Annotated in this window: 10 protein-coding genes; 5 read left to right on the top strand and 5 right to left on the bottom strand. The window is 72.9% G+C overall.

The window, feature by feature from the left end:
* The first annotated feature begins 61 nt into the window (after nucleotides 1-61).
* The 4 genes from FHT38_RS06845 to FHT38_RS06830 all read left to right on the top strand — a co-directional run bounded on the left by FHT38_RS06845 (nucleotide 62) and on the right by FHT38_RS06830 (nucleotide 4,596).
* A complete protein-coding gene (locus tag FHT38_RS06845; RefSeq protein ID WP_183490849.1) occupies nucleotides 62-1,237 on the top strand; it encodes an FAD-dependent oxidoreductase in 1,176 nt (391 codons plus the stop codon).
* A 221-nt stretch (nucleotides 1,238-1,458) separates the two neighbouring features.
* Nucleotides 1,459-1,935 (top strand): hypothetical protein, encoded by a 477-nt coding sequence (locus FHT38_RS06840; protein ID WP_183490847.1) that lies wholly within the window; start codon nucleotides 1,459-1,461, stop codon nucleotides 1,933-1,935.
* Nucleotides 1,936-2,056: 121 nt separating this feature from the next.
* Nucleotides 2,057-4,051 carry an ABC transporter ATP-binding protein/permease gene (locus tag FHT38_RS06835; RefSeq protein WP_183490845.1) on the top strand — a complete coding sequence of 665 codons (1,995 nt, stop codon included), beginning with the start codon at nucleotides 2,057-2,059 and terminating at the stop codon, nucleotides 4,049-4,051.
* Nucleotides 4,048-4,596 carry an MgtC/SapB family protein gene (locus FHT38_RS06830; RefSeq protein WP_183478763.1) on the top strand — a complete coding sequence of 183 codons (549 nt, stop codon included), beginning with the start codon at nucleotides 4,048-4,050 and terminating at the stop codon, nucleotides 4,594-4,596. The genes FHT38_RS06835 and FHT38_RS06830 overlap by 4 nt, the downstream gene beginning before the upstream one ends.
* 34 nt (nucleotides 4,597-4,630) lie before the next feature.
* On the opposite strand, the gene FHT38_RS06825 is transcribed toward FHT38_RS06830, so the two are convergent.
* A complete protein-coding gene (locus tag FHT38_RS06825) occupies nucleotides 4,631-6,760 on the bottom strand; it encodes a hypothetical protein (protein WP_255488622.1) in 2,130 nt (709 codons plus the stop codon).
* A gap of 154 nt (nucleotides 6,761-6,914) precedes the next feature.
* On the opposite strand from FHT38_RS06825, the gene FHT38_RS06820 reads away from it, so the two are divergent.
* On the top strand, nucleotides 6,915-7,151 hold the full coding sequence (locus FHT38_RS06820; RefSeq protein WP_091723810.1) for a hypothetical protein: 237 nt from the start codon (nucleotides 6,915-6,917) through the stop codon (nucleotides 7,149-7,151).
* A gap of 114 nt (nucleotides 7,152-7,265) precedes the next feature.
* On the opposite strand, the gene pdeM is transcribed toward FHT38_RS06820, so the two are convergent.
* From pdeM to FHT38_RS06800, 4 genes are read right to left on the bottom strand one after another with little or no spacing between them, the layout of a single operon-like run.
* The gene (gene pdeM / locus FHT38_RS06815; RefSeq protein WP_183490841.1) at nucleotides 7,266-7,949 is read right to left on the bottom strand and encodes a ligase-associated DNA damage response endonuclease PdeM; all 684 of its coding nucleotides are present in this window, start codon (nucleotides 7,947-7,949) and stop codon (nucleotides 7,266-7,268) included.
* The gene (locus FHT38_RS06810) at nucleotides 7,946-10,633 is read right to left on the bottom strand and encodes a ligase-associated DNA damage response DEXH box helicase (RefSeq protein WP_183490839.1); all 2,688 of its coding nucleotides are present in this window, start codon (nucleotides 10,631-10,633) and stop codon (nucleotides 7,946-7,948) included. The genes pdeM and FHT38_RS06810 overlap by 4 nt, the downstream gene beginning before the upstream one ends.
* Complete coding sequence (locus FHT38_RS06805) at nucleotides 10,630-12,384, bottom strand: ATP-dependent DNA ligase (RefSeq protein ID WP_183490837.1); 1,755 nt, start codon at nucleotides 12,382-12,384, stop codon at nucleotides 10,630-10,632. Before FHT38_RS06805 ends, FHT38_RS06810 begins: the two co-directional genes overlap by 4 nt.
* Entirely contained in the window at nucleotides 12,381-13,532 is a 1,152-nt protein-coding gene (locus tag FHT38_RS06800) for a ligase-associated DNA damage response exonuclease (RefSeq protein ID WP_183490835.1), read from the bottom strand. Before FHT38_RS06800 ends, FHT38_RS06805 begins: the two co-directional genes overlap by 4 nt.
* Nucleotides 13,533-13,682: the final 150 nt, after the last annotated feature.

Below are 13,682 nucleotides of genomic sequence, written 5' to 3'. Positions count from 1 at the left end.
GTCGTTCACCGCCGCATTCGATCGCCTCCGCCGGCTGGGACCGGCGATACAAGGAGTTCCCATGAATCGCCGCCACTGGCTCGGCGCCGCCAGCGCCTGGGCCGCCGCATGGCCGCTCGCCGCGCAAGCGGACGCGCCACCGCCCGCCGATCGCCTGCCCTTCGCCGAGCCGCCAAGGCCCGCGCGCATGCGGGTGTCGGCGGACCGCATCGTCGACATCACCGTCTGCACCCGCCCGTTCCGGGCCCAGGGGCCGCGCATCGAGGCGCAGCGACTGCACGGCAAGACCGTCATCCACCATTACGGCCACGGCGGGGCGGGCTGGTCGCTCTCCTGGGGCTCGGCGACGCTGGGCGCGCTGCCGCTGATCCGCCGCACCGGGGAGCGGCGCATCGCCGTGATCGGCTGCGGTGCGGTGGGCCTGACCACCGCGCGCGTCGCGCAGCGCGCCGGACTGCGGGTGCGCATCTACTGCCGCGAGCGTCCGCCCGAGGTGGCCTCCACCTTCGCTACCGGCATGTGGTCGCCCGACTCGCGCGTGGTCACGGCCGAGCATGCGACGCCGGCCTTCAACGCGATGTGGGAACGCATGGCCCGCCACAGTTTCCGGGCCTGGCAGGACCAACTCGGGTTGCCCGGCGCGCCGGTCGAATGGCGCGACGGCTATGTGCTGTCCGACCTGCCCTTCGACCAACCGCTGCCCGCCGGACAGGGCGGCCATGGCGGCCCGGCCGAGCCCGACTATCCCGAGCTGCTGGACCTCATCCCCGACCTGCATCCGCGCTCCGCGCCGCTGAGCCCGGCGCAGCACCCGTTCTCGGTGCCGCATGCGCGCCGCTTCACCCAGATGACCTTCAACATCCGCCCCTACCAGCGGCTGCTGATGGAAGACTTCTTCCGCGAAGGCGGCGAGATCGTCACCCGGGACTTCAACGACGCGCGCGATCTGGCCGGCCTGCCCGAGCGCACGATCGTCAACTGCACCGGCTACGGCGCGCGGGCGCTGTTCCGCGATGACACGCTGATCCCGGTGCGCGGCCAGATCGCGCGGCTGGTGCCGCAACCGGAGGTGGACTACATGGTCGCCTGGCGCGGGCACAACCTGATGGTCGTGCCGCGGCGTGACGGCCTGCTGGTCCAGGCCCAGGGCGAGCACGACTTCAACAACCCGGACCGCAGCATTGATCGCGCGATGAGCGAGGCCGCCGTCGCGCGCTTGGCCGCTCTGTTCGTCTGAGCCGCGTCGCGGACGTTCCCATGAAACGCGTTCGTGACGTGATGCGTTGAGGTCGATCAAGGACCTCGGACCTTTGACCTCGCCGCCACACCGGGCTGTGCCGACGCCAACCTAGCATCGCTGGTTCCTCCCCTCTCAACAGGAACCCGCGCATGCATCACCGCTCTCCCCATCCGACCGCCAAGCCACAGCCCTCTTGGCAGCCTGATTTCCCGCTGCTCATGCATCGTCTGGATGAGCATTCGGTCCACATCCACGAACTGCGCGGCGACGTCCGTGAGCTCAAGACCTCGATCGACGCCGTGCGCATCGAGTCGCGCGACCAGGTGGATGCGCTGCGCAAGGATTCGCAGCAGCAACTCGACACCTTCCGCAGGGAGTCGCAGCAGCAACTCGACACGTTCCGCAAGGATTCGCAGCAGCAGCTCGACACCTTCCGCAGGGAGTCGCAGCAGCAACTCGACGCCTTCCGCAGGGAAACACAGCAGAGCCTCCAGGAGCTGCGTGCCGAGATCGTCAGCACGGTCCACTCCTGCGTGACCGCGGCGGTGGCTCCGCTCTGCGAGCGCTTCAACACGCTGAACGAGCGCGTCAACAACGCCGGGCTCGCGTCGGACGCGCGCCTGCTGAAGTGGTTCGCCGGCTCGGCGGCCAGCTCCTCGGGCTTGGCGATCATCGTCTCCCGGATGCTCTCGTGAGCCCGCCCGCGGCCCGACGCCACGCGCCCTCCTCCGTCACCGCCAGTAGGCTTCGTCCTACCCGCCCCATGACCCGTCGGAGCTACCGTCTAACCATCTCGGCAGACCGGGTTCCGACCTCATGGCGTCTCCCTCCACTCCCGCGACGGACCTGCCGCCGTCCGGCCCTCCGGGTGCTTCGAGCGCCCGTTCACCTTCCGCGGCGACCGCCTCCGCGACGACCGCTCCCGCGCCCTCCACCACGGCGGCGCCCAAGCGCCGGCGCCGTCGGCCCCCGCGTCTCTCCGCGGCCGCCTGGCGCCAGTTCCTGCAGATCGCCAAGCCCTACTGGCTCGGCGACCAGCGCAAGGCCGCCTGGGGACTGCTGCTGCTCCTGATCGTGCTGATGCTGTGCGAGACCCAGCTCGCCGTGCTGCTCAACGCCAAGACCGGCGAGCTGACCTCGGCCCTGGCCGAACGCAACCACTCCCGCTTCTGGACCGCGGTGCGCGACAGCCTCATCGTCCTGGCCTTCGCCGTGCCGGTGTACGCCTTCTACTACTACATGCGGGACGCCTTCTCCAACCACTGGCGCCGCTGGCTCACCGGCCGTTTCCTCGACGGCTACCTCGACGGTCGCAAGTACTACGAGATCGGCACCGGCGCCGCCGGCGACATCGACAACCCCGACCAGCGCATCTCCGAGGACATCAACACCTTCACCGGCCGCTCCACCCACTTCCTGCTGCTGATGCTGGGCTCGGCGATGCAGCTGGTGGCCTTCTGCGCGGTGCTGTGGTCGCTGTCCAAGGTGCTGGTGGCCTTCCTGGCGGTGTACGCGACGGTGGGCACCTTCCTGGCGCTGTATGTCTTCGGCTCGCCGCTGATCCAGCTGAACTTCTGGCAGCTGCGCCGCGAGGCCGACTTCCGCTTCGGCCTGATGCGGCTGCGCGAGAACGCCGAATCCATCGCCTTCTACCGCGGCGAGCCGCAGGAGCGCGCCCACATCGAAGGCCGCTTCGAGTCCGTCTACCAGAACTACTGGAAGCTGATCCGCAAGCAGCGCTCGCTCAACCTCTTCCAGCGCGGCTTCAGCCAGCTGACGCTGGTCGTGCCCAGCGTGATCCTGGCCGAGCGCGTGCTGTCGGGCGACCTGGAGGTGGGCGCCGCCGTCCAGGCCGCCGGCGCCTTCGCGGCGGTGCTGACGGCGGTGTCCCTGATCGTCGACAACTTCGAGAGCCTGAGCCGCTTCGTCGCGGGCATCGACCGGCTGCATGCGCTGTCGGACGTGATGCATCAGCGCAAGCCCCGGGCGGAGCGCCAGCGCGAACGCATCGTGACGAGCCACGCGGACCAGCTCGCGCTGCGCGACCTGACGCTGTACACGCCGCACTTCGACCGGCTGCTGGTCGAGAAGCTCAACGTCGCGCTGCAGCCCGGTGAGAGCCTGCTGATCACCGGCGTCAGCGGCTGCGGCAAGAGCTCGCTGCTGCGCGCGATCGCCGGCCTGTGGCGCTGCGGCGAGGGCACCATCGAGCATCCGCCGCTGGAGGAGGTCTTCTTCCTGCCGCAGCGCCCCTACCTGCAGCCGGGCACGCTGCGCAGCCAGATGATCTATCCCGACACGGCGACCGAGCTGGACGACGAGGCGCTGCGCGCGATCCTCGACGAGGTCGGCCTGCCGGAGCTCGCCGAGCGCGTCGGCGGCCTGGACGCCACGCAGGACTGGGACAAGCTGCTGTCCATGGGCGAGCAGCAGCGGCTCGCCTTCGCGCGCGTGCTGGTGCGCCGGCCGCGGATGGTGATCCTCGACGAGGCGACCAGCGCGCTGGACAGCGGCAACGAGCGCCGCCTCTACGAGCGGTTGTGCCGCGACGGTGTCACGCTGGTCAGCATCGCCCACCGCCACGGCGTGCTGCGGCATCACACGCACGTGCTGCGCCTGACCGGCGGCGGCGCCTGGCAGCTGCACGCGGCCGAGGGCTACGACTTCGATGCCGCTGAAGCCGAAGCCGAGGCCGCCGCCGCGCAGGCCGCCCGGAGCGCCCCGGCCGCCGTCCCGGTCGCCGCGCCCGCGTCGGACGCCGTGACCGCGACGCGGCCCGCCTCGGCGCCGTGCGCCAAGGAGCCGCCATGAGCGCCGACACCTGGACCGAGATCGTCGACACGCTGCGGTCCGAGTTCTCGGACCTGCCCGATGCCGCGCAGATCACCCGCATCGCCGTGCGGCTGCTGCTGGCGGCGCTGCTGGGCGGCATCCTCGGCTACGAGCGCGAGCACCACGGCAAGGCCGCGGGCATCCGCACGCACATGCTGGTCTCGCTGGGCGCGGCGCTGTTCGTGCTGGTGCCGCAACAGGGAGGCATGCCGATGCCCGACATGAGCCGCGTGCTGCAAGGCGTCATCGCGGGCATCGGTTTCCTGGGCGCGGGAGCCATCCTCAAGCTCAAGGACGAGGAACAGGTCCACGGCCTGACCACCGCCGCCAGCATCTGGATGACGGCCGCCATCGGCATCGCCTGCGGCCTCGGGCGCGAGGCCACCGCGGTGTTCAGCATGCTGCTGGCGCTGCTGATCCTGGCCGTGCTGCCGCTGTTCACCCGGCCGTATCCCCGCGATGACGGTGGGCGTCGCGAAGACGCGCGCGGCGACGACCGGCGAGCGTCGCCGCGTGACGACTGATCGTCGCCACGGACCGGGGACGCGGCGGCTGGCGCTACAGCGAGGGTTCCGACACCGCTGCCGCCGGCGCGCCCGCTGGCGCCCCCTCGTCGCGCGCGGTGCGCCGCATCTCCGGCAGCTTCACCGCGTGCGGCACCGGCTGCGGCCGCTTCGTCAGCGAGCCGCCCAGGCGCGTGCTCAGCTTCATGCGGTTGTTGATGGCCCAGCCGCTGGCATCCAGGATGGGCCCGAGGCTGCGCTGGCGCAGCTTGAGCCAGGCGATCAGCATGCTCGGCCCCGAAATGGACAGCACGATGCCCAGCACCGCGAGCGGGATCCACCAGCCCAGGTCGACGAAGCGGCCGAAGATGCCGACGATCACCGTGCTGATGCTGCCCAGCGCGACCCCGATCGCGGCGACGGTGCCGACGTCCACCCGCCGCCCCGGCACCGGCAGCCCGGCCGGCAGTCCGGCCGGCGGAACGCCCGCCGCGCCAGTCGTCGCCGGCGCGGCCGCGGGCTGGTCCACCGTGGCGATGCGCCCGGCCCACTGGCCCAGGCGCCCCTGCTGCGTCGAATCGCTGGCGGCGGCGCGCTTGGCCACCTGCTCCTCGACCAGCCGCACCAGCTTCTTGTAGGGCGACAGGAAGGCCTGGCCGACGCTGATCGGGTTCTCGATCACCTTGACGATGCGCGCGTCCCAGTCGTGGCCCTCGCGGTCGTAGAACAGCCCGTTGCGGCCGACGAAGAGGAAGTCGACGTCGCCCGCGCTGACCACCGCGACGATGGTGCGTTTCTGGTTGAGCCGCACGCACTCGCAGTACGCGAGGTAGGCCTTGGCCAGGCCCGCGATGGGCGCGTGCCGGGCGGGATCCACGACCTCCACGGCGAGCTCGCAAGCGCGACCGTCGATGAACAGCGTGCCGGCCTGGAAGACCGCGCCGCGCCCTTCGTAGAAGTCCTCGAAGGAGACGAAGTTGCGCGCCAGCCGCAGCAGATCGCGCTGGAGCAGCAGCAGCTTCTCGAGGTCGTTGAGCGCCGCGTGCCGGGGCGCGGCCGCGCGGTCCTCCACCACCTGCGCCAGCAGCCGGGCGCGGGCCGCCTCCGGCTGAGCGCCCGCCAGCGCGCTCAGCACCTCCACGCCGAGCGCGGCCACCGGCCCGGTGGGCTGGCGCTTGAGCCATTCGCGGCAGGCCTGGACCTGCTCCTTCAGCGCGCGCCAGTCCGCTTCGACGAGTTCGTCGGCATCGCGTCCGAGCAAGGGCCGCACCGCCTGCTCGCGCAAGGCCGCCAGCGCCGCGCGCCAGGCGGGATTCGCGCGCGCGTCGAGCGGCAGCGCCGCGCCCGCCGCGACCGGCGCCGCCGGCAGCTGCTTCAGCGGTCCCGACTCCAGCGACAGCAGGCCGGCCGCATGCTGCTTGAGCTGCTCGGGTTCGGTGGCGTTGAGCGTCGCGGCGACGCTGGCGTCGTAGCTCGCCAGCCGGCAGCGGGCGAAGAAGTCCTCCACCTTGTCGTGGACCGCCTGCACCGCCATGGCCGCGGCGCGTCGACCGGCGCAGTCAGCCTCGCCCTCGGCATGCCAGGCCTGCACCGCGGCGGCCTGGTCGAAGAAGGCCTGGATGCGCGTCTCGTCGATCCCGGGCTCGCCGCCGGCATCGGCGACCGCGCCCAGCGCGTCGGCGACGGCCTGCGCCAGCGCGCGGTCGGTCGGGTCCTCGAAGGCCGCGACCGGCACGATGCCGTCGCCGTTGTGCCGCTCCGCGACGAGGTGCGACTGGCGCTCGCGGATCTCGTCCAGGCCGATGTCGGACCGCTCGGCCGGTGCGGCCTGTCCCGCCAGCGCCAGCGTACGTTGCAGTTCCTCGGCGAGCGCCCGTCCCTCCTCGGTGTCGGACAGCGACGCCGCCGCCAGCCGCGATTCGCCGCGCAGCAGCGGCTGCCAGTCCTTGAGCCGCGCGCCGACCCATTCGCAGGCGGCGATCAGCTCCGGCGCGCGGATGCGGCCATCGCGATCGAGATCGATCAGGTCGAGGGTGCGTTCGTCGAATTCGAGGCCGCGCGTGGGACAGGCCAGCGCGACCCAGCGCTTCTGGTCGAGGTCACGGAGATGGAGGAGGTCGTCGGCGGTATCGATGCGTGCCTGATCGGCGCCGCCCGCCCGGAAGAATCGCCAGGGGTGTGTCATGGGTGCGCAGGATGCGGCAAGCGACATGCCGCCGCCGGCACGCCGCCCTGCGCCCGTGCGAGTGCCGGACCGTCCCCCGCATCCGCGACTCGGGAATGACAGTTGCCGCCCGGTGGGTTAGGGTCGCCGGGTCGGAGGCGCTCCGGAGCTCAGCATGGACCTCGATACCGTCTCATACGTCTTCCAGAGTCTGGAGGGCACATTCACGATCAAGCCGCGGCTGTCACGGCGTTGGCGGGTGAAGCACGACAGCATGCCGTGGGGGGATTCCTTCGCGACGGCGGAGGAAGCCGCGAAAGCGCTGGCCGAGCGTTTCGCCGTGCCAGCCAACCTGCAGGAATGGACCGAGATCGGCGACTTCCACACCGACGTCGGCGGCTTCCAGCCCTGACACGCCACGTCGCCTGCCTCATCACCCCCTCATCACCCCCTCGCCACCCCGGGCGTCATCCGCCTCGCGCGCGCCGCGCCGCTGAAGGCTCCCTCTCCCGCTTGCGGGAGAGGGTCAGGGGTGAGGGTCGGCCCACACCGCGCCCCCCCCGACGGCATGACACCTGGCCCCAGGCGGCAGCCCCTCCACGGTGGTCCCGGTGAACGCGCCGAACGCCGGCAGGATCATGAGCCCCTCCACCTCGCAGAAGCACGGCAGCCGCTGACGTTCATGCGCGCGGCCATGCAGCGTCATCGCGGGATGCAGGTGACCCGCGAGCACATAGGCCTGCGCCACCCGCCGCGGGTGATGACAGGCCGCGAAGGGCCCGAGGCGATGCGGCTCATCCGCGAGCTCGAATCGCAGCGTCGCCGGCGGATCCCCCGCATGGCTGTCGTGGTTGCCGCGGATCAGCAGGCAGTCGAGCCCCGCATGGCGTTCGCGCCAGCGGTGCGCCGGATCCAGCACCCCGGCCTGCCGCGCGGCCGCCGCGTGAAGGAAGTCGCCCAGCACCACCAGCCGGGCGGCCCGCACGCCGTCGACCAGCGTGCTCAGCCGATCGAGGTTGTCGCGCGTGGTGCCCGCGGGCACCGGCTGGCCGAGCGCGCGAAAGCTCGCGGCCTTGCCCAGATGCACGTCGGCGACGAAGACGGTGCGCGCCGCCGGCCACCAGAGCGCGCGCTCGGGCAGCAGCCAGACGCGCTCGCCGGCCAGCGTGGTCGCGAGCGCCCCCGCCGGCGCATCGATGTCCGGCGTCATCGCCCTCGCCTCGCGCGCTCGCCGCGCGGCCGCCGACGCGCCGGCGGCGCCTCGCCGCGAGCTTCCAGCGCGAGCGACTCCTGCACCGTCGCGATCGCGAACTGCGGCGAATCCTGCTTCGCGAACACCGCCAACGCGCGCTCGGCCGGCTCGCGCGCGGTGCCGACCGCCTCCCCGCCGGCGCTGCGCTCGAGCTCCGAGACCATCCGCGCGATGCGATCCCCCAGCGACTCGTTGCTGAGCTTCTCGCGGAAGCGCTCGACCATCAGCGGAAACGCCAGCGGCGTGGGCTTGCGCAGCGCATGCACCTGCAGGGTCTGCCCCGCCATCCGGCCCAGCGCCTCGGCCAGGCGGCGCACGTCGAGCTCCTGCGTCAGCAGCTCGCGCTCGGCCTGCGCCAGCAGCAGGTTGCCGGGGTCGTGCTGCTGGAAGACCTCGAAGAACAGCGTGGCGGAGGCCTGCAGCTGCCGGTTGCTGCGGCGTTCGCCGGGATGGCTCTGGAAAATCAGCCCGGCGATGCGCGCGATCTCGCGGAAGCGGCGGCGCGCCAGTTCGGTCGCGTTCAGGCTGGCCAGCACCTCGTGCAGCAGCGTCTCCAGCGGCGGCACGCTGAGCAGGCCCGGCAGCCGCTCGGCCCAGTCGATGGGCTTGGCGCTGAGCAGCTCGATGCCGTAATCGTTCAGCGCGATCGAGAAGGTGCCGGTCTCCGGCTGCGCCGCGCGCCAGGCGATCAGGCCGGCCAAGCCCAGGTGCACCTGCCGGCCGGCGAAGGGGTAGAGGAAGAGGTGCCAGCCCTCGCGCGACTTCAAGGTCTCCGCCACCAGCACGTCGGGCGCGGGCACGCCGGACCAGCGCCGCTGGATGTCGATCAGCGGGCGCACGCAGGCCATCTCGGGCGAATCGAAGCGACCCGCGTCGGCCTCGGCCAGCTCGCGCAGCACCGCATCGGCCAGCGTGCTGGACAAGGGCATGCGGCCGCCGTTCCAGCGCGGCAGCGCGGCCCGTCCGGCGGTGGCGCGCCGCACCAGCGCCGTCATCTGCTCGACCCGCACCAGCTCCAGCAGGCGGCCGCTGAACATGAAGGCATCGCCCGGGCGCAGCCGCGCGATGAAGCTTTCCTCGACGCTGCCCAGCTTGCCGCCGCCCAGGTACTGCACGCTGATGGACGCGTCGCTGACGATGGTCCCGATGTTGACGCGGTGGCGTCGCGCCAGCCGCGCGTCCGGCACGCGCCAGACGCCGTGCTCGTCGGGCACGACGCGGTGGTAGTCCGGGTAGGCGGTCAGCGAGGCCCCGCCCTGGCGCACGAAGTCCAGCGCCCAGCGCCAGTTCGCGTCGTCGAGTGCCTCGTAGGCGACGGTGCCGCGGACCTCCGCCAGCAGCGCGTCCGGTTCGAAGCCGCCACCCAGCGCCACCGTGACCAGGTGCTGCACCAGCACGTCCAGCGGCTCGCGCGGACTGTGCCGGGCCTCGATGCGGCCGGCGCGCACCGCCGCGCGCGCGGCGGCGGCCTCGACCAGCTCGAGGCTGTGCGTGGGCACCAGCGTGATCCGCGACGGCCGGCCCGGCGCGTGGCCGGAGCGCCCCGCGCGCTGCACCAGCCGGGCCACGCCCTTGGCCGAACCGATCTGCAGCACGCGGTCGACCGGCAGGAAGTCCACGCCCAGGTCCAGGCTGGAGGTACACACGGCGGCCTTGACGCGGCCCTCCTTGAGGCCGAGCTCCACCCACTCGCGCACCTCGCGGTCCAGCGAGCCGTGGTGCAGCGCCAGCACGCCGGCCCAGTCGGGGCGCGCCTCCAGCAGCGCGCGATACCAGCGCTCGGCCTGCGAGCGCATGTTGGTGAAGACCAGGCAGCTGGCGCTGGCCTCGATCGCCTCGACCACCTGCGGCAGCATGCGCAGTCCCATGTGGCCCGCCCAGGCGAAGCGCTCGGCGGTGGCGGGCAGCAGCGTGTCGATGACCAGGGTCTTGTCGGTCTCGCCGTGGACCAGCACGGCGTCCGTGGCGGCGCCCTCGGCGCCCTTGGCGGCCGTGCCGAGCAGCGTCCGCAGCGCCTCGTCGAGGTTGCCCAGCGTCGCGGACAGGCCCCAGGTCATCAGGGCCGCGTCGCGCCCGGCGCCGCGCTCGGCCCGGAAGCGACGCAGGCGCGCCAGCGCCAGCTGCGTCTGCACGCCGCGCTTGTTGCCCATCAGCTCGTGCCATTCGTCGACCACCGCCAGCCGCACCTGGCCGAGCTGCTCCCGCGCGTCGGCCCGCGACAGCAGCAGCGACAGGCTTTCCGGCGTCGTCACCAGCACGGTGGGCAGCCGCCGGTCCTGCGCGGCGCGCTGCGCGGAGCTGGTGTCGCCGCTGCGCAGCCCGATCGTCCAGCCCGGGCAGAACGCCGCCATCGGTCGCGTCAGGGCTCGCAGCGTGTCGGCGGCGAGGGCGCGCATGGGCGTGATCCACAGCACCGTCAGCGGCGGCGCGACGGCCTTGCCGCCGTGCTGGCGCGCCTCGCCGCCGATGGCCTCGCGCAGCGTGGCCAGCGCGCCCAGCCAGATCGCCAGTGTCTTGCCGCTGCCGGTGCTCGAATGCAGCAGCCCGCTGCGGCCTCGCGCGATCTCGTCCCAGACCTGGCGCTGGAACGGGAACGACCGCCAGCCTTGCTCGGCGAGCCAGGCGTCGATCGACACGCTCACGGTGCGGCCTCGTCGGCGTCCTCGAGCAAGCCCTGCTCCGGCGCTGCGCCCATTGCCGGCGGCGTCCGCGGCGCCGCGCGGACGAGGGCCGCGTCGCCGCCGCCAGCGGGCAGCAGCGCCTGCAGCGTCTGCAAGGTGTCCGCCTCCTCGACCGGCTTGTCCTCGCGCCGGCGCAGCATGCGCGGGAAGCGCACCGCGATGCCGCTCTTGTGCCGGCCGCTGCGGGCGATGCCCTCGAAGCCGAGCTCGAACACCATCGTCGGCGTGACGCTGCGCACCGGGCCGAAGCTCTCGATCGTGGTGCGGCGGATCGCCGCGTCGACCGCCTGGATCTCCGCGTCGGTGAGGCCCGAATACGCCTTCGCGAACGGCACCAGCTGGCGCGCCGGATCCTCCTGCGGGCCGTTCCAGACGGCGAAGGTGTAGTCGGTGTAGAGGCTCGCGCGCCGGCCATGGCCGCGCTGCGCGTAGATCAGCACCGCATCCACCGACAGCGGATCGATCTTCCACTTCCACCAGACGCCGACGTCCTTGGTGCGGCCGACGCCGTAGCGCGCGTCGCGCCGCTTGAGCATCATCCCTTCGACGCCCAGCGCCCTTGCTTGCTCGCGCTGGCGCGCCAGCGCCGCCCAGTCCGCGCCGCTCACGAGCGGGCTGAGCTCGAGCCCCGGCAGCGGATGCTCGGCCACCAGGCGCTCCAGCCGCGCGCGGCGCTCATGCTGCGGCAGCTCGCGCAGGTCCTGGCCATCCTGCTCGAGCAGGTCGTACACGCACAGCGCCACCGGCAGCTCGCGCAGCAGCTTCGCGCCCAGCGTCTTGCGGCCGATGCGCCGCTGCAGCTCCGCGAAGGGCATGGCGCGGCCGTCGCGCCAGACGAGGATCTCGCCGTCGAGCACCAGGCCCTCCGGCAGCGCCGCGCCCATCGCGGCGAGCTCGGGAAAGCGCTCGGTGACCAGCTCCTCGCCGCGCGACCAGATCGCGACCTCGCCACCGCGCCGCACCAGCTGCGCGCGGATACCGTCCCACTTCCACTCGACCAGCCAGTCCGCGGCCGGCCCGATCGCCGCGTCGAACTGCTCGACCGGCAGGGCCAGCGGATGCGCGAGGAAGAACGGATACGGCTGCAGGCCGCGCGCGCCGCCCTCGCCGGCCGTGGCCTGCGCCGGCGCGACCAGCGCGGCATGGTCCGCCGCGGTCGGCCGCGCGCCGACATGCGTGTAGCCCATCAGCCGCTGCGCGACCAACTTGGCATCCACGCCGCCGACCGCCGCCAGCGCCTGCGTCACCTGCAGCTTCGACACGCCGACGCGGAAGGCGCCCGTGATCAGCTTGAAGTAGACGAAGCGCTGCTCGACCGCCAGCGAGGCCCACTGGCTCTGCAGCGCCAGCGCGAGCGCCTCGGGCGGCTGGCCGCGCAGCGGCAGCAGGTGCTCGGTCATCCAGACGGACAGCGGGCGCTCGACCACGTCCGTCGGCTCGGGCAGCAGCAGCGCGATGGTCTCGGCCAGGTCGCCGACGGCCTCGTAGCTCTCGTCGAACAGCCACTCCGGCAGGCCGGCCGCCAGCCGCGCCTGCTCGCGCAGCAAGCGGGTCGGCACCAGCTGCCGCGGCTTGCCGCCGGCCAGGAAGTACACCGCCCAGGCCGCATCCGCTGGCGGCGCCTCGCGCAGGTAGGCCTGCAGCGCGGCCTGCTTGGCCAGGCTGGACGTCGAGGCATCCAGCTCGCGGTACAGCGCGGCGAAGGCCTTCATGACGGCGGGGCTCCGTCGGCGGGTTCGGCTGGCTCGGCAGTGTCGGCTGGCTCGGCGGTGTCGGCGGTGTCGGCGGTGTCGGCGGTGTCGGCGGTGTCGGCGACGGCATCGTCCTCCTGGCCGTATTCGGTCGCGAAGGCCTGCGCCTGCAGGCCCTGCTCGTTGAGCCATCGCACCAGCACCGGCACGCTGCCGTGGGTGACGAAGACGCGCTCGGCGCCGGTGCCGCGGATCGCGGCCATCAGGCCCGGCCAGTCGGCATGGTCGGAGACCACGAAGCCGCGGTCCACGCCGCGCCGCCGGCGCGTGCCGCGCAGCTGCATCCAGCCGCTGGCGAAGGCGTCCGCCGGATCCGCGCCGAAGCGCTTCATCCACGGCGAGCGCGCGGCCGACGGCGGCGCGATCACCAGCGCGCGCGACAGCGCCGCCTTGTCGAGCGCCGGGTCGGCCGCATGGAAGGTCGGCGGCAGGGGCACGCCGGCGGCGCGGTAGACGGCATTCAGCGGCTCGACCGCGCCATGGCTGACGATCGGCCCGATCGAGGCATCCACGCCATGCAGCAGCCGCTGCGCCTTGCCCAGCGCATAGGCGTAGAGCACCGACGCGCGTCCCGCCGCGGCATTGCGCCGCCACCAGTCGTCGATCTCGGCGAACAGCGCCGCCTGCGACGGCCAGCGGTAGATGGGCAGGCCGAAGGTGGACTCGGTGATGAAGGTGTCGCAGCGCACCGGCTCGAACGGCGCGCAGGTGCCATCCGCCTCCAGCTTGTAGTCGCCCGAGGCCACCCAGACCCGGCCGCCATGTTCCAGCCGCAGCTGCGCCGAGCCCAGCACATGGCCGGCCGGATGCAGCGACAGCCGCACGCCGTGGTGCACCACGGCCTCGCCGTAGGCCAGGGTCTGCAGGGTGATGTCCTCGCCGAGCCGGCGCCGCAGGATGGCGGCGCTGTCGTGGTGGGCCAGGTAATGGGCATGGCCCCAGCGCGCGTGGTCGCTGTGGCCGTGGGTGATCACGGCGCGGTCCACCGGCCGCCACGGGTCGATGTAGAAGTCGCCGGGCGGGCAGTAGAGCCCCTCGGGGCGGGCGACCACCAGGTCGCCCTGCCCCGACCCGTCGCCGGTCGCTTCGATGCTGGATGGCAGGCCCATGTCGGCCGATGCTAGCCAGGACCGGCGCCGGCCGCTGTAGGACGAGCCCGCGTCCGGCCCGACGGCCATCACCCGCCCGCCATCCGGGCGCGGCGCTGCGTCCTGCGCCGCACGTCGGTGAAAGCCCGGCCTTCCCGCGCCAGTTCAGGG

The organism is Mitsuaria sp. BK041 (assembly GCF_014193085.1).
In the GTDB taxonomy this organism is placed as follows: domain Bacteria; phylum Pseudomonadota; class Gammaproteobacteria; order Burkholderiales; family Burkholderiaceae_C; genus Roseateles.
The sequence above is the reverse complement of the archived record's forward strand: the minus strand, read 5'-3'. Positions and strand labels throughout refer to the sequence as shown.